General features: G+C 35.8%; 22 protein-coding genes, 2 pseudogenes and 1 other annotated feature. Of the genes and pseudogenes, 2 read left to right on the top strand and 22 right to left on the bottom strand.

The genetic code is table 11. The features are described from left to right. Window positions 1-173: 173 nt before the first annotated feature. Window positions 174-404: a binding site (T-box leader), on the bottom strand. 211 nt (window positions 405-615) lie between these two features. The 22 genes and pseudogenes from HT701_RS01115 to HT701_RS01225 all read right to left on the bottom strand — a co-directional run bounded on the left by HT701_RS01115 (window position 616) and on the right by HT701_RS01225 (window position 23,648). Then, on the bottom strand, window positions 616-1,617 hold the full coding sequence (locus tag HT701_RS01115) for a LacI family DNA-binding transcriptional regulator (RefSeq protein WP_000789951.1): 1,002 nt from the start codon (window positions 1,615-1,617) through the stop codon (window positions 616-618). Window positions 1,618-1,724: 107 nt separating this feature from the next. After that, window positions 1,725-2,093 carry a hypothetical protein gene (locus HT701_RS01120; protein ID WP_000656294.1) on the bottom strand — a complete coding sequence of 123 codons (369 nt, stop codon included), beginning with the start codon at window positions 2,091-2,093 and terminating at the stop codon, window positions 1,725-1,727. 95 nt (window positions 2,094-2,188) lie between these two features. Continuing rightward, on the bottom strand, window positions 2,189-2,899 hold the full coding sequence (locus tag HT701_RS01125; RefSeq protein ID WP_000127548.1) for an MgtC/SapB family protein: 711 nt from the start codon (window positions 2,897-2,899) through the stop codon (window positions 2,189-2,191). Window positions 2,900-2,901: 2 nt separating this feature from the next. Continuing rightward, window positions 2,902-4,593 (bottom strand): iron ABC transporter permease, encoded by a 1,692-nt coding sequence (locus HT701_RS01130; RefSeq protein WP_001216169.1) that lies wholly within the window; start codon window positions 4,591-4,593, stop codon window positions 2,902-2,904. A gap of 11 nt (window positions 4,594-4,604) precedes the next feature. Next, window positions 4,605-5,615, bottom strand: a complete 1,011-nt coding sequence (locus HT701_RS01135; RefSeq protein WP_023932608.1) for an ABC transporter ATP-binding protein — start codon at window positions 5,613-5,615, stop codon at window positions 4,605-4,607. A 103-nt stretch (window positions 5,616-5,718) separates the two neighbouring features. Beyond that, on the bottom strand, window positions 5,719-6,786 hold the full coding sequence (locus tag HT701_RS01140; protein WP_172931120.1) for an extracellular solute-binding protein: 1,068 nt from the start codon (window positions 6,784-6,786) through the stop codon (window positions 5,719-5,721). A gap of 24 nt (window positions 6,787-6,810) precedes the next feature. Continuing rightward, a complete protein-coding gene (locus tag HT701_RS01145; RefSeq protein WP_000793811.1) occupies window positions 6,811-7,470 on the bottom strand; it encodes a DUF1868 domain-containing protein in 660 nt (219 codons plus the stop codon). A 182-nt stretch (window positions 7,471-7,652) separates the two neighbouring features. Continuing rightward, the gene (gene galE / locus HT701_RS01150; RefSeq protein WP_172931121.1) at window positions 7,653-8,663 is read right to left on the bottom strand and encodes a UDP-glucose 4-epimerase GalE; all 1,011 of its coding nucleotides are present in this window, start codon (window positions 8,661-8,663) and stop codon (window positions 7,653-7,655) included. A gap of 12 nt (window positions 8,664-8,675) precedes the next feature. Next, window positions 8,676-10,151, bottom strand: coding sequence for a UDP-glucose--hexose-1-phosphate uridylyltransferase (gene galT, locus HT701_RS01155; RefSeq protein ID WP_172931122.1), 1,476 nt, complete (start codon window positions 10,149-10,151; stop codon window positions 8,676-8,678). Window positions 10,152-10,163: 12 nt separating this feature from the next. Further along, window positions 10,164-10,805 carry a phosphate uptake regulator PhoU gene (locus tag HT701_RS01160; RefSeq protein ID WP_000945329.1) on the bottom strand — a complete coding sequence of 214 codons (642 nt, stop codon included), beginning with the start codon at window positions 10,803-10,805 and terminating at the stop codon, window positions 10,164-10,166. Between the two features lie 57 nt (window positions 10,806-10,862). Beyond that, window positions 10,863-11,246 carry a hypothetical protein gene (locus tag HT701_RS11305; protein WP_240152342.1) on the bottom strand — a complete coding sequence of 128 codons (384 nt, stop codon included), beginning with the start codon at window positions 11,244-11,246 and terminating at the stop codon, window positions 10,863-10,865. Window positions 11,247-11,404: 158 nt separating this feature from the next. Beyond that, a complete protein-coding gene (locus HT701_RS01170) occupies window positions 11,405-11,701 on the bottom strand; it encodes a hypothetical protein (RefSeq protein WP_000239032.1) in 297 nt (98 codons plus the stop codon). After that, window positions 11,685-13,811: a multi-ligand-binding adhesin PfbA gene (pfbA, locus tag HT701_RS01175; protein WP_172931123.1), complete on the bottom strand. Its 2,127-nt coding sequence runs from the start codon at window positions 13,809-13,811 to the stop codon at window positions 11,685-11,687. The genes HT701_RS01170 and pfbA overlap by 17 nt, the downstream gene beginning before the upstream one ends. A gap of 1,163 nt (window positions 13,812-14,974) precedes the next feature. Then, a complete protein-coding gene (locus HT701_RS01185; RefSeq protein WP_172931124.1) occupies window positions 14,975-16,201 on the bottom strand; it encodes a DegT/DnrJ/EryC1/StrS aminotransferase family protein in 1,227 nt (408 codons plus the stop codon). 42 nt (window positions 16,202-16,243) lie between these two features. Next, the gene (locus HT701_RS01190; protein WP_138701375.1) at window positions 16,244-16,936 is read right to left on the bottom strand and encodes a sugar transferase; all 693 of its coding nucleotides are present in this window, start codon (window positions 16,934-16,936) and stop codon (window positions 16,244-16,246) included. Window positions 16,937-17,108: 172 nt separating this feature from the next. After that, window positions 17,109-18,860 (bottom strand): ABC transporter ATP-binding protein, encoded by a 1,752-nt coding sequence (locus HT701_RS01195; protein WP_023935646.1) that lies wholly within the window; start codon window positions 18,858-18,860, stop codon window positions 17,109-17,111. Then, window positions 18,850-20,595 (bottom strand): ABC transporter transmembrane domain-containing protein, encoded by a 1,746-nt coding sequence (locus HT701_RS01200; protein ID WP_119947593.1) that lies wholly within the window; start codon window positions 20,593-20,595, stop codon window positions 18,850-18,852. The genes HT701_RS01195 and HT701_RS01200 overlap by 11 nt, the downstream gene beginning before the upstream one ends. A 54-nt stretch (window positions 20,596-20,649) precedes the next feature. Beyond that, window positions 20,650-21,281: pseudogene (locus HT701_RS01205) on the bottom strand (DUF421 domain-containing protein). Beyond that, window positions 21,278-21,729: pseudogene (locus HT701_RS01210) on the bottom strand (DUF3290 family protein). Before HT701_RS01210 ends, HT701_RS01205 begins: the two co-directional pseudogenes overlap by 4 nt. A 126-nt stretch (window positions 21,730-21,855) precedes the next feature. Continuing rightward, the gene (locus HT701_RS01215; RefSeq protein WP_172931126.1) at window positions 21,856-22,497 is read right to left on the bottom strand and encodes an SdpI family protein; all 642 of its coding nucleotides are present in this window, start codon (window positions 22,495-22,497) and stop codon (window positions 21,856-21,858) included. Continuing rightward, window positions 22,478-22,765 carry an autorepressor SdpR family transcription factor gene (locus tag HT701_RS01220; protein WP_050207416.1) on the bottom strand — a complete coding sequence of 96 codons (288 nt, stop codon included), beginning with the start codon at window positions 22,763-22,765 and terminating at the stop codon, window positions 22,478-22,480. Before HT701_RS01220 ends, HT701_RS01215 begins: the two co-directional genes overlap by 20 nt. Beyond that, entirely contained in the window at window positions 22,749-23,648 is a 900-nt protein-coding gene (locus HT701_RS01225) for a type II CAAX endopeptidase family protein (protein WP_166727826.1), read from the bottom strand. Before HT701_RS01225 ends, HT701_RS01220 begins: the two co-directional genes overlap by 17 nt. A 219-nt stretch (window positions 23,649-23,867) precedes the next feature. Here HT701_RS01225 and HT701_RS01230 point away from each other — a divergent pair, with 219 nt between their 5' ends. Next, window positions 23,868-24,695 (top strand): exodeoxyribonuclease III, encoded by an 828-nt coding sequence (locus HT701_RS01230; protein WP_050207414.1) that lies wholly within the window; start codon window positions 23,868-23,870, stop codon window positions 24,693-24,695. Between the two features lie 11 nt (window positions 24,696-24,706). Continuing rightward, on the top strand, window positions 24,707-25,093 hold the full coding sequence (locus HT701_RS01235) for a VOC family protein (protein WP_172931127.1): 387 nt from the start codon (window positions 24,707-24,709) through the stop codon (window positions 25,091-25,093). Window positions 25,094-25,214 lie beyond the last annotated feature (121 nt).

Raw genomic sequence — 25,214 nt, forward strand, 5'->3', positions numbered from 1 at the left:
ATTTTCATTGAGTATTACTAGCTTTTTCCATATTAATTCAGCTTTTTGTTTATTTTTAGTAACAGGCAAGGAGCTGTAGATAAAACTCAAGTTCATCAAAGCGACTTAAGGCCCTAATAAAAGATAAACAAAATGACGGATAGAAAAAAGCCCACACACGGAATCTACTTCCATGTGAGGGCGTTGGTAACGCGGTGCCACCTCAATTATAAAGGAACTATCTCCTTTACATCTCTGCCTTGTCTAACAACAAGCTGCACTGTAAGGTGTGCGCACCGAATTTTCATTGTTTCAAATTCATTTTTTAAATCAGCCCACTTTCACTACTTCCAACCACCTATTCACAATCACCACAGGCTCCCTGAAGATCAAAAATAGTTACTTTTCTGATTTGTTGAACTTATTTTAATACTTTGTTTTTTCTTTGTCAAGACTTTTTTACGATTTTTTTGAAAATATCATTCGAATGTGACCATGTCTTCCTTAGATCGAACAGGAACATGTCCCACTTGTTAGAAATTGGATCCAACTCAATAGAAACTGAATGGAGGCTAAACAGAACTTATTTTAGAACACTCCATCTTTTCCACTAGGATTTTCAAGAATTAAACAATACTAGAAACTCTGTCTCCTAACAAATTTAGGAGAAACTTCAACAGATGTGACACTTTCCCCTTTAATAATTGCTAAAACACCTTCTATCATTTCTTTAGCCAATTTAACATAATTGGGAGCAATTGTAGACAAAGCTGGAGTATAATACTGAGAAATAGGAATATTATCAAATCCAATGATAGAAATATCATCTGGAATAAGAATTCCTTTCTCATAGCACGCACGAATCAAGCCCTGAACCTTTTCATCTCCTGAAACAAAAATAATGTCCGGATCATTTTGGGTAGTCAAGTGCTGCATTGCATAAGAATAAACTGAATCAATTGTAGATAAGCCATAAATGACTTTTAAATCCATAAAGTAATTTTTATCATTCAGAAAAGAACGCACACCTCTTTCACGATCCTTATTAACATGGGATTCTCCTCCCATAAGCAACCACATATTTTTAAATTTTTCTTCAGTTACAGCTTTCATCATATCATAAGTAGCTTGAAAATTATTATTAGATACATAGACTACTCCAGACGTTTGAGATTCACCGAAAACAAGAAAAGGCATATGGTTCTTCTTTAAATACTGAATTCTGATATCATCTACACTTTCATAAAAAACAATAACACCATCTACTAGGCTACCTGTGCTTGATATAATTGAATTACTAATTGTATCCTCCTCTCCAAAGTACTCAACTATAGCATTAACACCATACTCTTTACAAGTTTGTAAAACTTTATCTAATAAAGTTTGAAACCAAATTAAAGGAAAAGAGTCGATTTTTTTTACAGAAATCAATATATTTATAGCTTCTTTTTTAGTTAAATTTTTTGCATACGCATTTGGAATATACGACAATTCCTCTATAACTTTTTGAATCGCTTGATAAGTTTCTTCTTTAACATTTACTCCACCATTAATAACTCGTGAAACTGTTTTTGGAGAAAAACCTGATAAACGTGCAATATCATAAATAGTTACCTTTTTCCCATTTATATTTTTCATTTCAGTCCTCCATTACGAACATTCTAATATTACTATACAATATTTAATTTTTTTTAACAAGAGAATTTAGTAAATTATTTAAGATCCACAAATTCACAAAATTAATTTTACAAATATTCTTCCCCTTCAAAAAAGTTTAAATTGCATTTCACACCTTTATTTTTAAGAATGTTTCCAACTTCACGACAAATAAATTCATATGAGAAAAAACTACCATAAAATTGTAGATTAACTTTTTCAGTAAAATGTGTAGGATTTATAAAAACATATAATAGCCTGTCAATGTAACATTTTAACATAGAGTTAATTTTTTCTTTAAAGATAACATTTGTTATCAACTCATCAGGAGGTAAATGAAAGGCAAACACCATTTCATAAATATCATAAAAAGAAATAAATTTGTATACTTGTATCAAACAATTATTATCAAAATATTCTATTTTACCTAAATCAAAATTGATTTTATAATCTTTCATAAAAACCTCTGAGCAAAAATCTACTCAAAAATTAGATGATTAAAACATCTAAAAAACAAAAGGACAAAAACATCTGTCCCTTTGTTTACTAAATTTCAGCTAATTTCTTCGACATAAATAACACCTACAATATTAGCAATTTCTTCCATTAGTTTAAGGTGCTCAAATCTACCTGATAATTCCAGAGTAATAAATGACGCGATTTTTTTGTCTGGAACATCAAAATATTCAATTCTGTCAGAATTAACATCTCCAAATGCAGTTCTAGAATCAGTCATTCTAATGCCATTTTCTGCACAATAAACCAATACACGATTATAGGCTTCTGTAGATTTAACCACTATATACAATTCAATCATTTTAGAACGATTTCGTAGATATTTTTTTAGTGGTTGGAACATGGATATCACACCCCAAACAGAAATGGCTACTAAAAGAGCTCCCTCATAAAAACCTACTCCAATAGCTAATCCAATTCCAGCTGAAGCCCATATTCCGGCTGCAGTTGTTAAACCAGTTATTTTCTTTTTATCTGTAATAAGTATTGTTCCAGCCCCAAGAAAACCAACACCTGATATAACCTGCGCACCTAAGCGTGTAGGATCTCCTGTACCAAATTTATAAGATACGTATTCATTCGTCATCATAATTAAACATGCAGCCAGACAAACAATACTATGTGTACGAATACCTGCTGGTTGAGATTTACTTCCTCTCTCTAAACCAATTACACCACCAATAACTACTGATAAAACAATCCTGACAACTATTTCAATATGTGATAACCCAAGACTAGTGGCTGTCATGATTATTTCCTTACTTTACGCCCCGGTCTTTGTGTGAAGTATAATACAGTTCCAGAAACAATCATCAGAACAATTGTATAAACAAATACCAGAGCTTGTGCATTAGATGTTGCTGTTTCATCACCTGCAGATCGAATCGTAATACCTAATGGTTGAGCTAGGGGATGGTAAAGGAATACAGATAAGTCGAAGTCAGTTAATAAAGAGTTAAAGTTTAAAGCAATAACAGAGAGAACAACCGGTAAAATAAATGGAATGATAACCTTCATCATAGTATAAAAAGGTGAAGCACCCATACTTCTTGCTGCATCTTCCATCTCATCATCAACACTAAATAAAATAGCACGTACCATTCTATAAGAAAATGGGATTTTTACAACTATATATGCAATAAGTAGAATTACCAAACCACCTACCAAAATCTGATTCAAGACAAGAAATTGTGGCTGATTAAAAGTAAATAATAAACTTACTGCTAAAAGTGTACTTGGTAGTAACCAAGGAAGTAGAGCACCATATTCAAATAAGAAATCAAAACGAGATTTATGTTTTCTGACAACACGAGCAAATACAACTGCGAGAATTGTTGCTGTTGTCGCAGCAATAATAGAATAAATAAAGCTGACCAAGAATGGAGAGAATGCCGCACTATTACTAAAGAATAAGCGATAATTTTCTAAAGTAAAGTTTGATAATGTTAAGTTACCTGTTTGAATTGCAACTGGATCTGTAAATGAGTATAATACTATAAAAATTAGTGGAAGCATGAAAACTGTGAACAATCCATATGCTACAATGTGAGCAATGATATTCCAAGGCTTAGACGCAATTTTTTGTTTTTTAAGAGGCGCTTTAGTCTTAGAGATAGAAATATAATTTCCACCTTTTTCTATCTTATTCATGATAGTAAGCAAAATTGTAGTTGCAATACCTAAAATAATTGCAAGTAAGGCAGCTAAATCACGAGAATTCCCCATCCCTGCAAATGTAATAATCATTGGATTTATAGTTTGAAATTCTTTACCACCAACAATCATGGGTGCTGCTACTGCAGATAAACCACTAAGAAAAACCATAATAGTAAGTGCAAATAGAGTTGGAATTAAGGTTGGTAACACTACTTTTCGGAAAACAGTAAATGGTTTTGCTCCCATATTTCGAGCAGCCTCAATAGTGTGATAGTCAACGCTTCGAATTGTATTTGTTAAAAACAATGTATGATTAGCCGTTCCTGAAAATGTCATAATGAATAAGACTGCACCATACCCAATAAACCAGTTAGGGTCTAAAGAAGGGATAATATTTTGTAAAAATTTTGTAATCAATCCATATGGACCATAGACAAATTTATATCCAGTCGCTAAAACCACTCCTCCATAAATTAAAGAAGTCATATAACCTAATTTTAAAATTTTAGCACCTTTAATATCAAAGTACTCTGTAAATAGAACACAAAGAATACCTACGATATTAACTGTAATAATGAGTGAAAATGCTAACTTAAAACTGTTCATAATACTCTGAAGTGCTCTCTGAGATTTTAGAACACGATGTACAGCATCAAGGGAAAATTCTCCTCCTTTTACAAATACATTCACTACTAGATCAAAGTTTGGATAAATAATAAATGTTACTAAGAACCAGATTAACCCTAAACGAATAAGCCAATCTTTTAAATTTAATTTATGACGCATACTGCACCTCCTTAAAATTGCAGAACGTCTGATGGAGTGATAAATAATTCCACACTTTCTCCGACAGATCTAATAGCAGCCTGACTATCAATACTTGTTACATTAAGAATCTGACTTTCAGAAACTTTTATTGTATAGTGAATTGTAACTCCAGAAAACTCAACATCAATAATTGTCCCTTTTAGAATGAAATCTTGTTCAGTTTCACGATTGAATCGAACTTTCTCTAATCGAATGTATCCTTTTTTATCCTCTAAGAAAACGCTTGTATTTTTCAATAATACTTCGTGGACTGTTTCATCAGTCAAAACATTAATATCTCCAATAAAATCACATACAAATTCAGTTTGAGAATTATGATAAATTTCTACTGGTGTACCGACCTGTTCGATGTATCCATTGTTAAAGACTGCAATTCTATCAGATAAAGTCAAGGCTTCCTCTTGATCATGAGTAACATATAAAGTAGTAATACCTAACTCTTTTTGAAGTCTTTTCAACTCTTTTCTCAAATCTACACGTAATTTTGCGTCAAGGTTTGACAATGGTTCATCTAGACAAAGAATTTTAGGTTCAAGAACCAGAGCACGAGCCAATGCTACCCTTTGTTGTTGACCCCCAGATAATTCTGATACATTACGCTGTAACTGTTGATCAGAGATCTTAATTTTTGCTGCTACTGCTGATACTTTAGCTTTAATAACATCTGGAGCTACCTTCTTAACTTTTAAACCAAATGCAATATTATCAAAAACAGTCATAGTTGGAAATAGCGCATAAGATTGAAATACAATACCAATTCCACGCTTTTCAGGTTCCAAATGAGTGACATCTGTTCCATTAACTTCAATACTTCCTGATGATGGATTTAGAAAACCTACCAAAGCTCTCAAAGTAGTTGATTTACCACATCCTGAAGGCCCAAGAAAAGTAAAGAATTCCCCTTCATGTATATCTAAATTCAGATTATCAATTGCAACAAAATCACCATATTTAATTTGAATATTATCAAATTTAATCATCTCACTAACTCCCTCTATCACTAAAACCAAAAGCCTCTCTTTATTTCTTCTATAAATTTAGAAATAATAGAGAGACTTGGACATAAAAATTAACTCTTATTTCTTATTGTACGTATTCTAATTCAGCTTTTTCTACCCATTCATCCAAATGTTTTCCAACAGCTTCCCAGTCAATATTTTGTGGTTTCACTTGATCAACAAATTTTTTCGTATCTTCAGGTAACTCTTTTAGGGCATCTTTATTTGCAGGAATAGATCCAAAGTTCTTACTATATTCTACTTGAATTTCTGATTGACCAAACCAATCAATAAATTCTTTAGCTAACGCTTGTTTTTTACTAGTGCTTAAAACCATAGTTTGTTCAGTTACAAATGGTACACCAATCTCAGGAGTCATAACTTTGAAAACAACATTTTGTTCTTTTTGTCCAACTAATGCACCAGAACCCCACATCATTCCATATTGTATTGGATCTTCTTTGTCTAACATCTTAACAATTGAACTTTCTCCCTTTTGAAGAGTGTATGCATTTTTCAAATATTCTTTTGCTACTTCCCAACCTTTTTCGGAAACACCTAATTCACCTTTATCATCAAGGTATCGAACTAAGATACTTGCTAGAATTGCCCGTCCTGTACCTCCTTGAAGACCAGAAATTGAATATTTACCTTTATACTTACTACCTAATTCAGTCCAATCTTTAGGCATTTCTTTTACATCAGGCGCCCCAATTAAAACTAATGGTTGAACAATCACAGGATTATAATAATTATCTTTATCGGATAAAGATTGATCAATTTTATCTAACCATTTAGGCTTGTACTGTACTAGTAATTTTTGATCTCTAATTTTATTTGAATCAACAGCACCAATTCCAAATACCATATCTGCAACTGCATTATTCTTCTCAGCAATAACACGGTCTGCTAATTGAGCGCCAGGGATATCAACCATTTTGATATTAAAACCAGCTTCTTTTGCTTTAGCAGTTAACCAATCACCACGACCATTTGAGACTGAGTTCGAATAGATTACTAGTTCTTGACTTTTATCAGCTTTTTCTTCAGATGAAGAAGCAGTCGTAGAATTTGAACCTCCAGAGCAAGCAGCAAGTGTAGTAAGAGCAACTCCCGTTGCAAGTACAGTAGACCAAACTTTCATTTTTTTCATGATAAGTTCTCCTTTTTTATTATTTTATTTAAATTTTTCGTGATATGGAACAAATTGTCTCATATCTTCAAATACAGTATAGTCAATACGGTTTACAGTAATAGTTGGAATCTTCTCTAATAAAATTTCAGTTAATTCTGCTCTGACTTTAGTAAACTCTTCTTCCTCCTCTTCGGTTAGAGGAATCCGAAGATACCCAATTGAAATATGGAATTGATATCTATCATGATTAGGGAAACGAACACCTGCTTTTTCTGAGACATAAGTACGAATTTCTTCTAATCTCTTTGCAGAAGCTTCATCTGCAGGTTCAACTAGTATGTTTTGTTTTCCCATTTCAGTTACACGCATATGAATTTCTTCATCCAACAATGGAAAAATTTCAAGTTGTTTAGCAAAGTAATCATGTATTTCCTGTAAAGGTGTATCTAGAGGAAGATTACTGCTCCAAAACTCCGTTTCACGATTTTCATGGCACAACAATTCAATTACAGTCATGTGAATAGAATTCCTTGGAGTTAAAGTAAACTTATCGATAAATGGTAATTCTCTATAACGTGATTGAATAATATCAACAACTTCCATCAAATCTTGTTTAGTATAAAGATTTGCTACAACTGTATTCCCAGGGAAATGATTAAATTCCCCATTCTCTTTGAACTTAATTTTTGTTAAGTTTTTCATATAAAGACCTTCTTTTTATATTTGACATCGGTGTCACCATGTTTACATTATGCAATGAAACCGTTTCCTTTGTCAAGCGTTTTCAAAAATTTTTTTAAAAAAATTTATCTTTCATTAAATATGAATTTCATTAAAAGGTTAAGTAATTTTTCCAAAATACAGCACTCATATAAACAGTATCATCAATTATAGCCATTGGGATTTTTTGATTGCCAATTCCATGTGTCTCTACACATGTCTTCAATCGATTTTGTTGTCCTCCAATTTAATTCCTTATATGCTTTATCTGCATTTGCATAACAAGTTGCAACGTCTCCTGAACGTCTTGGAACTATTTTATAAGGAATTGGAACCTTATTAACACTTTCAAATGTATTTACAAGTTGTAATACACTTGTGCCTTCTCCTGAACCAAGGTTATAAATATAAACATCTGTTTTTTCAGATACTTTTTCTAAAGCTTTTATATGCCCTATCGCTAAATCCACTACATGGATATAATCGCGAACACCAGTACCATCTACCGTATCATAATCATCTCCAAAAACACTTAGCTTTGGTCGCTTACCTACCGCTACTTGTGCAATAAAAGGCATTAAGTTGTTAGGAATGCCTGATGGATCTTCTCCAATCAACCCCGACTCATGAGCACCAATCGGATTGAAATAACGAAGCAACGCAATACTCCACTCTGAATCTGCTACATGAACATCTTTTAAAATTTGTTCAAGCATCACTTTTGTGTACCCATACGGATTCGTTGCACTTGTCGGCATCGTCTCAATAAGGGGAGACTGATTGTGAACGCCGTATACAGTCGCACTCGATGAAAATACAATCTTTTTAACATTAAACTCTGACATCACTTCAACAAGAGCTAATGTGCTCATAATATTATTTTCGTAATACATTACAGGCTTTTGCACGGATTCGCCGACAGCTTTGTATCCTGCAAAATGAATTGCAGCCTCAATAGATTCTTGTTCAAAAACTTTTCTCAATCCTTGTTTATCACAAACATCTAATTCGTAAAACGCAGGACGTTGCCCTGTAATTGCTTCAATACGATCTAATACTAAAATGCTTGAGTTTGAAAGGTTGTCGACAATAACGACTTCCTTACCTAAATTTAGTAATTCTACTACGGTATGGCTACCAATATAACCAGCTCCGCCTGTTACCAATATTGCCATTTTTACTTCCTCCTAATTAATTCCAACCGATTTAACAAATCTCATAAATGCTTCATGTCCGGTTTGAGTATTCTTATAAACACCTGCATCTTCGAGAACTCTCGCAAATACTTGCCCTACTTCATGTTGAACTACGCTATGAACCTCCTCCTCTTTAAGTCCAGGATATTTTTCTTTCAATTGAACGGCCCATTCTAAATGATAATCAGCAATTGCGTTATCTTTTCCTAAAAGATATTTCTCAACTTCTTCTAACTCTGTTTTCAAACGAGGTGGTAAAATCGCAAGTCCCATCACTTCGATTAACCCAATATTTTCCTTTTTAATATGTTGTACATCTTGATGGGGATGGAAAACACCATCTGGGTATTGTTCAGTAGTATGATTATCTCTTAGAACAATATCTAATTCATATCTTCCGTCCACTTTACGAGCAATAGGAGTCACCGTATGGTGTGGGACATCTGCAGTCATTGCAATGATGTCTACTTCTAAATCTGAATATTCTCTCCACTTGTTTAGAATTTTAGTAGCTAAATCTAACAATCGATTTTTATTTTCACTTTGTAACCTAATTACTGACATTGGCCATTTTACAATACCAGCATTAACATCCTCAAAGTCTTTAAAACGAAATTCACTCTCAAATTTTGCTTTTTCCATTGGGAAAATATATTTCCCTCCCTGGTAGTGGTTATGACTAAGAATGGAGCCTCCTGAGATAGGAAGATCAGAATTTGAACCAGCAAAATATCCTGGCAAAATATCAACAATCTCCAATAATTGTTCAAATGTTTTAGAGGTAATAGCCATTGGTACATGTTGACTATTCAAGAATATCGCATGCTCATTAAAATATGAGTAGGGAGAATACTGGAATCCCCATACTTCGTCACCAAGTTTCAACCGAATAATTCTATGATTCGAACGTGCTGGATAATTTATTCGCCCCTGATATCCTTCATTTTCCATGCATAGTAAACATTTGGGATAATTAGTTGCTTTTACTAATTTTTCAGCAGCAATTGTTTTTGGATCTTTTTCGGGTTTTGACAAATTTATCGTAATCTCTAGCTCTCCGTATTTAGTTGATGCTCGAAACTCAATATTCTTAGCAATAGCAGAAGTTTTAATATAATCACTATCTTTACTTAACTTATAAAACTCTTCAACTGCTTCTTGAGGTGATATATCATATGAACTCCAAAAAATATCGTTTAATCGACTAGGTAAAGGAACTATGAAATTCATTAACTCTGCTCCTAAACATTCCTTTTCCTCGATTAAATCTTTAATTTTACCGTTTTTTAAGGCGATTTCCACTAAGTAATCTTTTATTTGTTTCAGGTCATTTTCATCGGAAATGCGATCAGTTCCCTCCTCACCTATTAACGCTAGTACTCTATTTTTCACATATATTTTGTCAATTTCATTATACATTCCGTATTCAATTACTCTATCAACAAAATTATCAATAATTGTTTTCATATATTTTTCTTTCTAATTTATGTTCCCATATTTTCTATACATTATCCATTTATAAATTGCTTGCGTAGTATGAGCAATTTTATCAAGGTGATGAATAATATCTAAAGCACCAATTACTTCAGAAACATTCCCATCATCTTCAAATATGTAATTCATTATTTTCTTTTCAATATTTATACTAAGCTCTTCTATCTCATTCTGTTTTTGTATAACAACCATATCTAAACATCCAGATTGTTCCTCTCTATAACAAGATATAGCCCTATTCATATGCTGTCCGATAACTTCATGAAGTATTTTTATTTCTGAAATAATTTTCTTCAAATTTTCATTATTTTGAATAATCTGTAGATTTTTTAAAATTTCAACAATTCTATCCCCAATACGTTCAATGTCAGTTGATATTTTTATTACACTAATAATTCTTCTTAAGTCATATGAAACGGGATGTTGTAAACAAATTAACTCAAATCCTTTTTTATCAATATTTAGAACTGACTCATTTATGATTAAATCTTCTTTAATCAATTCTACTCGTTCTTCATTTGATAAATATTCAAATAACTTCTCATATTTATCAAGCACAGATACCCAAATGGTCTCTAAATTATTTGATAATTCTATAATTTCATTTTCTAAATATAACCTTAACATTTAGGTACCTCTTCTTAACAAAGTTCAATAATAACAATTAATATTTTAAACAATATATCAAACATCAATAACTAGAATACTTGCATCATCCTTCTTTCCATAGATTGGATCAATAGCAGAAGAATTAAATCTCATCTTAATTAACTCTTCAAAAGTTTTATTTTGATTATTTTGATAGAATTCATAAAAGCCATCGCTCATTAAAACAATTTGTTCACTAGTAACATCTATTTTACTAATAATAGCATGGTCTAAAAATCTCTCATCCAACGAACCTATCCAGTACCCACTCGGTTGATTAGATAATTTTCTGATTTTTTGTAAAATAATTTTTTTATTTAAAACACTACTTGTACCAATTGAATCTTTTATCTCATTTTTTCCTTTTTCAAATAAGTTATCTACTCTATGATCAGTTATTTCCATTTCGTTTACTAACATGACGCAGTCACCTAGCATCATATACTCCAACTTTTTTCTGAAAGTTTAGCAAATATTGGTAAGCGATAATATAGTATATTGAAACTAGAATAGTACACCTCTACTTCTAAAACATTGTTAGAAATCGATTTGACTGTCCTGATTGATTTGTCCTATTATTATTTCATTTTACTATACTCTGTTAATTCATATGAGTTTAAACCGATTTCATCTTTAACCTCGAGTAAAGCAGTTTCAAATATTTGTTTAAGAGTTTTTGATTCTTTACAATTAACCGACAAACTTTCTGATAAAATATGTACAACTTCTGAGACTGAATAACCTATCTCCTCTTTAGAATTATATAAATCTGTAGCTCCATCGATAATCCAAAAATACTGATTTTGTGAACCTACAGTATCCTCATTTTCTACAGAACTTCCTTGTATCGAACAAATTTTATTTATCTTTACCATAATACTTCAACCCTTTTAGTGTCAAAAGTAAACCAATTCCTGTCACTGTTAAGAATAGTTCCATAATCTTGTTCGAACCAGTCTTTGGTAATTTTTGTTTTACATCTACTATTTCTTTAGATTTATTAATATGATTTTCAGTTTCTCTGCCATCTCCAACTATTTTATAGTTTACTTCTTCTGTCTTATTATCTTGTTTATTGTCGATCTTGTCATTCATTTGTCTATTATCTTTACTTGAGTTAAACTCTCCGTTCTTCTGGTTACTATCAATTACATTATTTAAATTAGATTGTTTTTCCTCTTTGTTTTTTTCTTTTTCGTTTTTATCACTTAAATTATTTGTTACAATTTTGTAAAGCCCATTCTCCGTTACAATATTGAAATTACCATCGCTATCACGTATAACAGGTTCTTTCTCATTTGCATTAGATTTGATGAATGATATATACTTACCGGATAAATTATAAAATTGGTTATTTAAAACGGTTATTTTACCCTTTGAATCCTCAATAACAATTCCTTCTTTACCACCGAATATACTATTCTCTGAGACTACTAAATTATCACTAACTCGTAATAATTCAATATTTGGTTGTTCTGTTTCCTTAGAATTATTATTAATTACATTTTTTGTTACAGTAATATCTGATACTTTTCCTAAATATTCTGCACTATCTTTTGCAACTCGTATCGCTTTTGTTTTAGGATCGGCAATATTAAATATATTTTCGGCGATAACCACCTGTTTATTTAAATCTAATAGGTCTTTAGTGTTTTTATAGCTATAAGCATTTACTAAAGCTGCTCCGCTTTCTCGATAATGTACACTCTCTCCTTTAACTTTCTTATCAAAGCGATTTCCTTTGATTAATACATCAGTGAATCCTGTAAAACGTACACCTGCATACATCATGTTATCAAAATGATTATTTAAAATTTTAATATTAGAGGGGTTCTGTGTCGACAATGTTTGATAGTGTGTGCCAATTGCTGTTACTAATTCCCCAGATTTATCACTTTTGCCAAAATAGGAATTTTGAATAGTAACATTTTCAGATTTTTTCCCATCATCATTCAAAGCATAAGGAAAACCTTTTCTAGTCAATGGTTCAATCTGAATACTCTCCTTACTTATAATTTGCCCATCTTTCATAGTTTTAGGTAAAGCTTGACCAAGAAAACGAGAATTATCGACTAATACATTCTTCGAACCTGCAATTTGAATAGCATGCCCTTGATAACTATCCTTGAATGTTACATTTTTTATAGTTACGTTATTTGAATTCCCAATAGCAAATGCACCTGAAGAATTTATAAGTGGTAGATTTTTTGCTTTAGTTCCTTCTTCATTCAAAGCACCGTTCATATCAATCGTACCACCAGAATAACTAATATCTTCTGTTGGGCCCCATTCTACTTGCGCACCATCATCCGTAAATAAACCTGTCATAAAAACAATGGAAGGGTGATTCTTAATATTTATACCATTTAGAATTGTAGCTTTCTCATTCAATTCTAAGTGTGTATGACTTTTTAAAAAAACAATTTCTTTTACTAAATAAGTTCCTTCAGGAAAATATACATTTCCTCCACCTAGCCCTTGAGCTGCAGCATCTATTGCATCTTGAATTGCTTGTCGATCATCATGAATCCCATCACCTACCGCACCATAATCTTTTACACTTAAAGCAGTATCTTCAAATTCTTTTTTGATAATTCTGTCACTTATAACATCTTCCTTATAACTCTTATTTTCATTAGTAGATGTTACTGTAGATTCAACTGTTCTGTTGTCTAATTGTGAATTGGAACGAATAGTACCATTAGAGCTGATACTATTAACACTTAACGAATTATCTAAACCATTAGTGGTTGAATTAGAGGCAATCATTTCAGCAGAACGATTCTGATTAACAGTTGGTGAATTATCTAAATCATTAGTAATTGCATTAGAAGACTCTTTTGTAGCCATCGGTGAAGAACTAGTAACAACTTCATCCGCTAAAATACCTTGGCTTCCCAAAATTGAAATTGCCAATAGTACCGAGCAAGTCCCCACCTTTAATTTACGAATACTGAATACCTCATTAGGAACAAAATATTTCATCAGAACCTCCAATTTTTTTACTATTTTTTAACAATTGATTATTACTTTTCTTAAAATAGATAGAGTGACACCGCTGTCATTATCTTTATCATATATTTTCCAAATTGAATTGTCAAGGAATAACACAAGAAAATATTAAAATTTATACTCTTCGGAAATCTCTTCAAACTAGGTCAGTGCCGCCTTGCCCTAAGTCTAGGTTACTGACTTGGTCAGTTCTATAGTAGACTGAAACTAAAATAGTACACCTCTACTTCTAAAACATTGTTAGAAATCGATTTGACTGTCCTGATCGATTTGTCCTTTTCTTATTTCATTTTACTATATCTACAACCTCAAAGCAGGGTTTTGAGCTATCTATGGCCAACTTCCTAGTTTGCTCTTTAGCCTTCCATTCAAAAGTGATGCTATCTTTCTTAGCTTGAATATAAAATATCCCATTTACTATATTTAAATTTATTGATATGTTGTAAATTATAAATGAAAGAACAAATACCTTGTCATACAAGCATTCGCCAGGGATATTTACCTGAATATCGCTCATATGGCGGATTGAAACTAAAACACTACAATATATTTCTTAAATAGACCTTATATAAAAGCTAGATTTAACCTCGATAAAAATAGATGCAGTGCTTCTAAAATACTGGAATAGGGCATATAGGTAATCGTAGACAAGTGTTTTATAGATTGTCTCGCAGGAGATTTAATGATGTATAGCAAGCATCACTAAACATATGGGATATTCGTATTATTATAATATCAACATGCTATAAATTCTATCATGCAAAAGAATGACTAGAACATGAAAGACAGGCACAAAACTTTGAACAATATTCTGAAAACAAAAAAAGATGCGAGTTTCCACAATCTCACTCATGGAAACTCACGTCTTTCAAAAAATAGGGTGAATTGAAAACTAGAACAAGACACTAGATTTTCTAAATGATGTCTAGTAAGGATTCTAAATGCTACACCAAATTGCTCACATCTTATTTCAAACCACGGGACTCCCACAAGAAAGGAAAATCCTATAAAAATTCTCTCTCTGAGGAGAAAGGAGCCTCAACTACAGGTGTAAACTATTATCAATTGAAAACAACAGTTTTTACACTCAATTAGACTTTTTAAGGACAGGATCACTTTCGCTTGACTGTAGTTTGTCATTTTTTTGATAAAGTTAGCACTTTTTCAGAAACTGTTTTGAAAGTCTCAATGATATAGTCTACTTCTTCATCGCTTAATTTAGTATGAAGAGGGAGGGTAATTTCATTCTCAAAGAAGGCATAGGCCTTAGGATAGTTCGTCATATCAAATCCAAGATTCTTATAGGCTGTCAAGAGAGGAAGCGGTTTGTAGTGAACATTACTTGCAATTCCTGCTTTAGCCAATTCTTGGATGATGAGGTTGCGTTCTTCTAGGCTTGCTCCTTCTACACGGGTGATGTAGAGGTGGCGTGAAGATTCGACAGTTTCAGTCTTGTGTGCCAAAGGATGGATGCGAGAACCTGCAAAACCACTATCATAGCGGTCCACAATGTCCTTACGGCGTTGCAACAAACTTGGATAGCGGTCCAATTGTACCAAACCAAGTGAAGCCATGATATCGGTCATGTTGCACTTATAGGCTGGTGTAACGATATCGTATTCCCATGACCCCAATTGCATCTTGGCAAGAGCATCCTTAGTTTGCCCGTGAAGGGAAAGGATTTGGAATTCCTTGTACATCTCTTCGTCATCAATCACTGGATTGGCCTTCCAAGTCGCACTTCCACCCTCCGAAGTTGTAAAGTTCTTAACGGCGTGGAATGAGAAGGAAGTAAAGTCCGCGATAGAACCAGCAGGTTGTCCTTTATATGTTGATCCCAAAGCATGGGCACTATCAGAGACAAGCACGATACGGTTAAAGGCTTTTTGCCACTTGCTTGACGCAGTAAAGAGATCACATTTTTTCTCCACAACTTGGAACAAACGGTCATAGTCGCAAACAATCCCTGCAAGTTCTACTGGGATAATCACCTTAGTTTTCTCAGTGATGGCTTGCTCCAGCAGATCATAGTCCATCTCAAACGTATCTGCTTGGATATCCACCATGACAGGGGTTGCTCCCACGTGCGTGATGACACTACATGAAGCTGTGTAAGTCATGGCTGGAACGATGACTTCATCACCAGGCCCCACTTCCAAAACACGCAAAATCAACTCAAGAGCGGCAGTCGCAGAGTTGAGGCAGACAGTCTTAGGCGTCTGTGTGTATTGAGACAAGCGACGCTCTAGTTCTTTTGTCTTAGGACCTGTTGTAATCCAACCAGAACGAAGAGTATCCGCTACTTCAGCAATTTCTGCTTCTGTAATATCGGGAGGTGAAAATGGAATATTGTAATTTGGCATTGATTTGCTCCTTTTATCTGTACTCATTTTCTTATGACTACTTTATTTTAGCACTTCAAACACGGTTTGAAACATGATTTTGATGTCTCCAAGAAAACTAAATTCTCGGAGATAGTCGAGGTTATAGCGCATCTTTTCAGGAAGGACGTGTTCAACGTAGGCTTGGTCAACTGATAGACCTTTCTCCGTCATTTGACTGATGATGGTGTCCTCATCCTTGTAGTTGATGCTGGTTGGAGAGGTAATTCCTGCTGGCAAGAGCAAGGTCGCCATCATTTCAGGGCTATACTGCTCTGTGTAACGTGGCACTTCAGGTCGCGTACCAACAAAAGACATTTCGCCTTTCAGGACATTGACCAACTGAGGCAGTTCGTCCAAACGGACACGGCGGATGAAATTTCCAACCTTGGTAATACGGCTATCGTTAGCAGAAGTCACTAGACTTCCTTTTTTATCCGCATCCGTCACCATGGTACGGAACTTCCAAATCTTGAACCGACGGTTGTACTGGGTCACCCGCTCTTGCTTGTAAATCACTGGCCCCTTACTATCCAACTTGATCCAAATGCTCAAGATGAGAAAGATGGGAGAGGTCAGAACCAGTAAGCCCAAGGCCAAAACCCAGTCCAAGCAACGTTTGAAAATCAGCGAACCCTTCCTTTTAGAGACAAGCTGGTAGTAAGACTCAACCTCGCTTGATTTCATTTCCACAGGCAAGTCTTCCCATTTCAGCATGCTGTTCTCCTTTGTTTTTATTATACTATTTGTCAACATTTTTCATTATACCACAAAATGGAAAAGGCGGTGAAAGAAATCTGTAATTTGAAGGATTTCCTTCTAGTACTCAATGAAAATCAAAGTACAGCTTTGAGATTGCAGATAAAGCTGACATGGTTTAAAGAGATTTTCAAAGAGTATAGGCCATGGCCCCTGCCTGCAAACTATACATCTTGTGATAGGTTCCTCCCAGAGTCAAGAGTTCCTCATGGGTTCCACTCTCGATAATGCGTCCCTTATCCAAGACATAGATGCAGTTGGCGTCTTGAATAGTAGAAAGGCGGTGAGCGATAGCAATAGTTGTTCGGCCCTGTCTCATCTTCGCCAGAGAAGCTTGAACCAAGCTTTCTGTTTCAGAGTCAATATTGGCTGTCGCTTCATCCAAAATCAGGATTTTAGGCTGGCTGGCGACTGTTCTAGCAAAGGCAAGAAGCTGGCGCTGCCCAGTAGAGAAGCTCGAACCACGCTCGGAAACAGGGGAGTCGTACCCCTGAGGAAGTTCTTGAATAAAGGAATCTGCATCCACAAAGGCTGCCGCAGCCTGAACCTGCTCATCACTGATTTCTTGGTACATGGCGATATTGGACTTAATAGTTCCATGATAGAGGAAGGGTTCCTGTAAGACCAAACCGATGTTTTTTCTCAGCTCTTCTTGACTGAAATCCCTGATATCCACATCATCCAAGAGAACTCTCCCTGACTGGAATTCATAAAAGCGCATGAGGACATTTATAATCGAAGATTTCCCCGAACCTGTATGACCTACAAAGGCAATGGTTTCACCCTTGTTGACCGAAAAAGAAATATCATCCAGAATAGGATGTTTGCCATCATATGAGAAACACACATGTTCAAAACGAATATTGCCTTCTTCAACCTCAACCTGACTATTTTCTTGAAGAGGCTCATAGGTTGCCTCGTCAATCAAGGCAAAGACACGGCCTGCAGACACCATAGACGTTTGCAGGGTTGAAAAGTTTTGCGTTACTTCAATCAGAGGATCAAAGAGACGATTGATGTACTGGATAAAAGCATACATAGTCCCGACCGTTATCCCGATAGAAAGACCACGGTAGCCAAAATAGGCCATTAAGACAGTATAACCTAGGAGTTTCAACAAACTCATAGCAGGGCGCAACAAGAGGGCATCAAAGGCTACAGAGCGGTTGGCATAGACCAAGTGTTCTTGGTTAATCTCATCAAATTCTGCCTGCTGGCGCTTTTCTTGATTAAAGACCTGGATAATCCTAATTCCTTCGATATTTTCTGCCAGCTTACTATTGATATCTGACAAGAGACTTCTGGTTTTCTCGATAATCTTGACTGATTTTTTACGATAGAGATTGACCAAAAGGAAAATCAAAGGGAGAAAGAGCAGGACTAATGCTGTCAAACGAAAATCCAACACCAACATGGTATAAAGGGTTGTCAAAAAGATAAAAATTGCTGAGATAAAACTGGATAAAATCCCCGAAAACATATCACTGATTGTCTCGGTATCATTAGTCAAACGAGAGACGATAGAGCCTGCTGGCGTCTTGTCAAAATAAGACATGCCTAGCTTCTCCATATTGGCAAAGGCATCGCGACGAATATCCCTCACAATACTGTAAGACACCCGTACAAAGAGAAGATTTCCGACATACTGAACCAGAGTTTGCAGGATATAGAGACCATAGTAGGCCAGCAACACTGTCACAGCGAGTTGATTGAGATTGCTGAGATACTGGTCGATAAAGTGGGAAGCCACAAGGGGAATGACACTTTTAATGACCGTAGTCGCTAGGAGAAAGCTGAGTGCCAAAAAGGTCAGAAGACCATAAGGCTTGAGATAAGATATCAAGCGCTTCAATACAGCCCATTGTTCTTGTTTATTCTGCATCTTCTTCTCCCTTCATTTCCAGCTGCTGAGACTGGTAGGTTTGGGCATACCAGCCATCCAAAGCTAGCAAGTCTTCGTGCCTGCCTCGTTCGATGATTTGACCATTTTGCAGGACTAAAATCAAATCTGCATGGACAACTGCACTGAGGCGATGAGCCGTAATAATGGTTGTCTTGTCCTTTCGCGTCTCCTTAAGGTTGTCGATAATCGCATACTCTGTCTTGGCATCCACGGCCGACAAAGAATCATCCAAAATCAAGATATCAGGGTCTAAAATCATAGCCCGACTCATAGCCAGACGCTGCTTTTGCCCACCAGAAAGACTGACTCCCTTTTCACCAATCAACGTATCAAATCCCTGTGACATGGCTACAATGTCTTGGTAAACTTGAGCTAGCTTAGTCGCTTCCTCGACCGCTGAAATGGGCAAGTTAGGATTGCCAAAGCGAATATTGTCTAAAATCGAAGTCGCAAAGAGGAACTGATCCTGAGGGACGTAGCCCATGAGACTGCGAAGGTCTGTCAAACGATAATCCCTAATATCGTGACCATTTAGATAAATAGCTCCCTTATCCACATCGTACTCACGCAAGAGGAGTTTAATCAAGGATGTTTTCCCAGAGCCTGTCTGCCCAACCAAGCCCAGGGTTTGCCCTTTTTCCAAACTAAAGTGAATATTGGTCAGCGTTTCCTCGTTTTCAAAAGCAAAGTTATCAATAGCATACTCCAAGCGCCCGTTTTCAATACCATCCAGAGGAAACTCGGAGTCTTTTACAGATGATTCCTGAGACAAAAGATTCTCAATCCGCTGGTAAGAAACCTTTCCTCGCTGAGTGATATTAAAGAGGAAACCAATAGCCATGAGAGGCCAGACCATCATATCCAAATAACTAATAAAAGTGACCAAATTTCCAACTGTAATCTGCCCCTCCCGAACCATCAAAGAGCCGACTAAGAGTGTTAAAACATAGGATAATCCAACAAACAAGAGAACCATTGGGTCAAAGAGTCTATCGTATTTCATGGTTTGGAGATTCTTTTGGAAGGTTAATTCATTGACTGCCTGAAAGGACTCCAGCTCATCTGCCTGATAACCAAAAGACTTGGTCACTTTGATACCTGATACAGACTCCTGAACCTTGTTATTGAGTTCAGAAAAGGCATCCTGTGACTCTCCAAAGACCTTATGAGTCTTTCTTCCCAAACGACTGGTCGCATATGCCATAAAAGGCAGGGGCAAAATTGCAACTAGAGTCATCTGCCAGGAAATGCTAAAGAGCATGGTCAGCAAAGTCACTAAAGCTGTAATAGAGGCATCCACCGCAGATATAACACCACCACCTGCAAGACTCGTCAAAGAATTGATATCATTGGTTGCGTGTGCCATCAAGTCCCCCGTCCGATAGGTTTGATAAAAGGCTGGAGACATCTTTGTAAAATGCTCAAACAAGCGAGACCTCATAATCTGCCCCAGACGGTAGGATGTCCCAAGAATATACATACGCCAAACATAGCGCAGATAGTACATACCAAAGGCCGCAAGAAGCAAGTAAAATAGGTAAATAAGTAGTTCATTCTGAATTAATTGCCCCGATGTGATAGCATCAATGATTCGCCCCATGACCATTGGGGGAATGAGGTTAAGGACAGAAACCAAGACCAAGGCCACAATTCCGACTAGATAACGGCGTTTTTCTAGCTTAAAAAACCACCAGAGTTTTTGAATAATGGACATAAAATTCCTTTCTAGTTCCAAATGGAAACCTGAGACCCCGACCCCAGGTTTTTCTTATTCATAGGTTACAACTGTAACGTCACCTTTGTCATACTCAGCGATAAAGATATTGGCTACATTGTCATGCCCTTGTTTGCCGAGATTATCAATCAACCACTCTTCGCTACAGCCAAGCGATTCCAAGACTTCTACTTGGATCACACCATCAGTCACAATTAGATACTTAGGATTTTCATCTCCCATTTGGATCACGATGAGTTGGTCATTTTGCTCCTGCACAGCTCGTTCAACTTGCTTCATCTGGAAAATCCCTTGGCTACGAAGTTTGAGGGTTACATCCACCCCAAACAAATCAACCGAACGACAGGCTTCTAGGTCAATCTTCTCATGTTTGATGAGGAGAGTTGGCTTACCATCAATCAAACATTTCACAAAACGAATATTATGAAGCCACTTGAGGGTCAAAACCAAAATAGTCCACATCAGTAAAATCACCTCGTACTGCAAAATGCTGATAGAACTATTGTAAATCACCCCACCAATGATAGCACAGAGAACATAATTCTGAATTTAATCTGTCGCAGAGTTAGGTGCTAAGTTCCCCTTTCCTGTCACATTGATAACAAAACAAGTGAGAAGAGCCCCAAGGCCAGTTCGATTACAATTTCCATACAGTTGAGTGTCACTTGTTTACCTTCACCAATTCAATAACGTCTGTTTGATGCAATTCTAATTTCTTTAAAAGATACTTATCTAATTCGCTCTCGTTCATGGCGTGGTAGAAATCTGAACCGACCTTGACAAGTTCTCCATCAGTAACTGCAGAAGTATTGACGTAAACTTCTGATTTATCCACTCCCAAGTCTTTAGAAACAACCTCTATGAAATGAAGTTTGAAATTGGTTGTTAGAGGCTTAATTGGTCTGATATTTTGAGATTGTCACCAAAAGCATGGCCATCAAAGTCAAGACAAAAATCATGACCAATTCACAAAATCTAGTCACCTTTTTTATCACGATACGCCTTGAAGGCAAAAAATCCTGTGATAGCTAGGAGCACAATCCCAAAGCCAACCATGATACCATTTTGCTGACCGATTTGGCTGAGTACATAGTCATAAGAGTAGAATTTCATGTATTTTCACTCCCTTTCATAAAATCATTCTTAATTATAAACAAAAGAGGATGATTTTTCAAACCATACGTTGGGGAAATAGACTTATCAGACCAACTTCTCTAACTAATGACTCAAATACCTGTTTCAAGATTCTAATTTTGATAATTGATAAGAATAGACACTAGGAATTATCACTACAAAGAAAAGTGTCAAGAAGAATACCCAGTAAACATATAGTTGCACAAAGGAATTTAGAAACAATAACAATCCTCCTAATACCCAAATTTTTCCAGCTAATCGATGTGTTTTTCTCCAGTTTTTATCACTCTCCAAGGTCCACGGAAGTCGAATACCGATTATATAATTTCGGTGTGTTTTTGGTAGATAATTTCCAATTACGATCATCACGACTCCCATAAAAATCTGAGCTAGTAGCCCACTCATCATAGAATAACCCAAAGATTCTCCGAAGATAGAAATCATTAATAGACAAGATATAAAAGGAATAATCCAGTAAATCAAAACTTGTATTTTTGAACTGATATTGCTAGATTTAGGATCCTTAATCATTAAAAATAGAAGCACCCAATGCATCAAAAGCATGAGAGTCGGTAATCCAAAGATAGCAGACATTTTATGATTGTAGCCATCTGCTTGACCCAGTAGATTAAAATGAGTGGGTATCTCCTCTGGTAATTGATTCCAGAAAACACAACCTACAAGGGAAGGTAGTAGGATGAGAATGCTCGTAAATAATAGCAATTTCTTATTGATTTTTATCTTCATCAAAATGATCTCCTTTCAGATCTGCTAACCAAACCATTATATCCTCTAAAACCGATGTATTTAACTCATAGTAAATAAAGTTTTTCTCTCTCATTTCATGAATCAAATCTGCTGCTTTCAAAATCGTGAGATGGTGTGAAATAGTTGCACTAGTCAACTCGAATTGACTGGCAATTTCTCCTGCAGATAATCTACCCGCTTTGAGTAAATTTAAAATCTCTCTCCTAACTGGATGAGATAAGGCTTTAAAACTATTTGCAAAACTCATAATGACTCCTTTCCCTTTGTAATATTAGCAGGGCTAGGACTAAGCAAGGTAGAACTGATAGTATTCCTGTCGGTGATGGGCCTAAAATCAAGAGGCTTGAAACTTTTTCTCCTGGTAATTGAAAGAGTAACCCAATACCTGCAGTTGCATTGATTGCCCCATGAAATAGGGCAGAAGCCCAGATAGAACCTGTCTTTTCCAACAACCAGCTTAACAATATTCCTAGGCTAAAACAAAATAGAAACATGGCGACAACTCCTAAAACGGGATAAGAAAAATAAGATAGTCCATAATTATAGCCTTGCAAATTGATTGGTAGATGCCAAAGACTCCAAATGAGACCAAGCAAGACATGAGTCTGGACTCTTGAAAAGCGTCCTCTTAGCACTGGGTAAAGATAGCCACGCCAACCAATTTCCTCCCCTAATGCAAAGAAACTATTAAGAAAAGGAGCGTAAGTCAAACTAGCTAGGATTTGAATCAAAGCCAAGAAAGATAAGGGAATGGCTGATTGAGAGACACCTTTTTCTTGTAAAATAGCTTGAATAGATTCAAAACCAAGGCTGAAATTGCTAGGAAATACAAGAAAATAAAGTCCCGCTCCTAAAAAACTGATAACTGCTGGTAACCAGATAGCTAGTAAGTAAAAGCGCCAGTTCCTCTTGAGATTCACGGCTAATTTAGATTTGATTCCACTAGGTTGATTCGTGATTTTCCCTAAGAGAAAGACTGCAAGCGCAGGCATCCACATGGCTACAATACTAGCAAGTTGACTCCATGGAGAATTTAGACCAACACCACCTATCCATAGTGCCAACCATATTATCCAAGCAAGGGCATAAGCCAAGACCACAAAAAGAAGGATTGTTCTCTTATTTGACATATATGTAACTTCACTTTCTATTTAGATATTTTTCTAAATAACATTATACACCTTTCTATTCTAAACACAAGAGCTATTTAGATTTTTTTCTAAATAGTTTAGGGAATTTTTATTTTCTCAGGATAAAGTCTAAAGAGTGATTTTTCAAACCATACGTTGGGGAAATAGACCTTTTTTTGGTATAATAAAATCTATAATCTGAATGAAAAAGGTAACTTTATGAAACTTATCTCATGGAATATTGATTCCCTAAACGCTGCCCTAACTAGTGATTCAGCTCGTGCCAAATTGTCCCAAGAAGTCCTACAAACCTTGGTCGCTGAAAATGCTGATATTATCGCTATCCAAGAAACCAAGCTTTCTGCCAAAGGGCCTACAAAGAAACACTTGGAAATTTTAGAAGAACTCTTCCCAGGCTACGAAAACACGTGGCGCTCTTCTCAAGAACCTGCCCGCAAAGGCTATGCTGGTACTATGTTCCTCTATAAGAAAGAACTCACACCTACTGTCACTTTCCCAGAAATCGGTGCCCCTTCTACCATGGACTTGGAAGGCCGCATCATCACTTTGGAATTTGATAAATTTTTCGTGACCCAGGTTTACACACCAAATGCTGGTGATGGTCTCAAACGCTTGGAAGAACGCCAAGTCTGGGATGTCAAATATGCTGAGTACTTGGCTGAACTAGACAAAGAAAAACCAGTTCTTGCGACCGGTGATTACAACGTTGCCCATAATGAAATCGACCTTGCAAATCCTGCTAGCAACCGCCGTTCACCAGGATTTACCGACGAGGAACGTGCTGGATTTACCAACCTTTTGGCAACTGGATTTACAGACACCTTCCGCCATGTTCACGGCGATGTTCCTGAACGCTACACTTGGTGGGCACAACGCAGCAAAACTTCTAAAATCAACAATACAGGCTGGAGAATCGACTACTGGCTCACAAGTAACCGTATCACTGACAAGGTCACTAAATCTGATATGATTGACTCAGGTGCTCGCCAAGACCATACACCCATTGTCATGGAGATTGAACTCTAAGGAGAAAACGAATGGACTATCAAGCTGTCATTCCTGAACTTGTAGTATCTGACATCGAAAAATCACGCCACTTCTACTGCAACCTGCTAGGATTCTCTGTCGAATACGAGCGTCCAGAGGAGAAATTTCTCTTCCTCTCGCTTGAAGACTGCCAACTTATGCTAGAAGAAGGCAGCGCAGAAGAATTAGCTCAGCTGACCTATCCATTCGGGCGCGGTGTCAATATTTCCTTTGGCATTACAGATGTTCCTCAGCTCCACCAAAAACTGCTGGAAGCTAACTATCCTATTCATCGTCCTTTGACTAAAAGAGAATTTCGAGTGGGAGATAGCTTTATTTACCCTCATGAATTTGCGATTTTGGATCCTGATGGTTATTTTTTAAGATTTAGCGAGTAGAATAATAAAGATTGGGAAAAAATCTTTAAAGTTAGAGAAAGGCATATTGTCAAGTCTTGAAAAATCTTGATAATATGTCTTTTATGATGAAAAAATCTTCTAATACTCTTCGAAAATCAAA

Source organism: Streptococcus sp. 10824 (assembly GCF_013276595.1).
Classification (GTDB): Bacteria; Bacillota; Bacilli; order Lactobacillales; family Streptococcaceae; genus Streptococcus; species Streptococcus pseudopneumoniae.

Excerpts from the sequence above, each read along its gene's own strand:
- HT701_RS01235 (WP_172931127.1), top strand. The coding sequence starts at position 24,707 with ATGGACTATCAAGCTGTCATTCCTGAACTTGTAGTATCTGACATCGAA.
- HT701_RS01220 (WP_050207416.1), bottom strand. The coding sequence starts at position 22,765 with ATGAGTTTTGCAAATAGTTTTAAAGCCTTATCTCATCCAGTTAGGAGA.
- HT701_RS01190 (WP_138701375.1), bottom strand. The coding sequence starts at position 16,936 with ATGCTGAAATGGGAAGACTTGCCTGTGGAAATGAAATCAAGCGAGGTT.
- pfbA (WP_172931123.1), bottom strand. The coding sequence starts at position 13,811 with ATGAAATATTTTGTTCCTAATGAGGTATTCAGTATTCGTAAATTAAAG.
- HT701_RS01215 (WP_172931126.1), bottom strand. The coding sequence starts at position 22,497 with ATGAAGATAAAAATCAATAAGAAATTGCTATTATTTACGAGCATTCTC.
- HT701_RS11305 (WP_240152342.1), bottom strand. The coding sequence starts at position 11,246 with ATGTTAGTAAACGAAATGGAAATAACTGATCATAGAGTAGATAACTTA.
- galE (WP_172931121.1), bottom strand. The coding sequence starts at position 8,663 with ATGGCAATATTGGTAACAGGCGGAGCTGGTTATATTGGTAGCCATACC.
- HT701_RS01225 (WP_166727826.1), bottom strand. The coding sequence starts at position 23,648 with ATGTCAAATAAGAGAACAATCCTTCTTTTTGTGGTCTTGGCTTATGCC.
- HT701_RS01170 (WP_000239032.1), bottom strand. The coding sequence starts at position 11,701 with ATGGTAAAGATAAATAAAATTTGTTCGATACAAGGAAGTTCTGTAGAA.
- HT701_RS01230 (WP_050207414.1), top strand. The coding sequence starts at position 23,868 with ATGAAACTTATCTCATGGAATATTGATTCCCTAAACGCTGCCCTAACT.
- HT701_RS01130 (WP_001216169.1), bottom strand. The coding sequence starts at position 4,593 with ATGCGTCATAAATTAAATTTAAAAGATTGGCTTATTCGTTTAGGGTTA.
- HT701_RS01195 (WP_023935646.1), bottom strand. The coding sequence starts at position 18,860 with ATGCAGAATAAACAAGAACAATGGGCTGTATTGAAGCGCTTGATATCT.
- HT701_RS01125 (WP_000127548.1), bottom strand. The coding sequence starts at position 2,899 with ATGACAGCCACTAGTCTTGGGTTATCACATATTGAAATAGTTGTCAGG.
- HT701_RS01135 (WP_023932608.1), bottom strand. The coding sequence starts at position 5,615 with ATGATTAAATTTGATAATATTCAAATTAAATATGGTGATTTTGTTGCA.
- HT701_RS01115 (WP_000789951.1), bottom strand. The coding sequence starts at position 1,617 with ATGAAAAATATAAATGGGAAAAAGGTAACTATTTATGATATTGCACGT.
- HT701_RS01185 (WP_172931124.1), bottom strand. The coding sequence starts at position 16,201 with ATGCCAAATTACAATATTCCATTTTCACCTCCCGATATTACAGAAGCA.
- HT701_RS01120 (WP_000656294.1), bottom strand. The coding sequence starts at position 2,093 with ATGAAAGATTATAAAATCAATTTTGATTTAGGTAAAATAGAATATTTT.
- HT701_RS01200 (WP_119947593.1), bottom strand. The coding sequence starts at position 20,595 with ATGTCCATTATTCAAAAACTCTGGTGGTTTTTTAAGCTAGAAAAACGC.
- HT701_RS01145 (WP_000793811.1), bottom strand. The coding sequence starts at position 7,470 with ATGAAAAACTTAACAAAAATTAAGTTCAAAGAGAATGGGGAATTTAAT.
- HT701_RS01160 (WP_000945329.1), bottom strand. The coding sequence starts at position 10,805 with ATGTTAAGGTTATATTTAGAAAATGAAATTATAGAATTATCAAATAAT.
- HT701_RS01140 (WP_172931120.1), bottom strand. The coding sequence starts at position 6,786 with ATGAAAAAAATGAAAGTTTGGTCTACTGTACTTGCAACGGGAGTTGCT.
- galT (WP_172931122.1), bottom strand. The coding sequence starts at position 10,151 with ATGAAAACAATTATTGATAATTTTGTTGATAGAGTAATTGAATACGGA.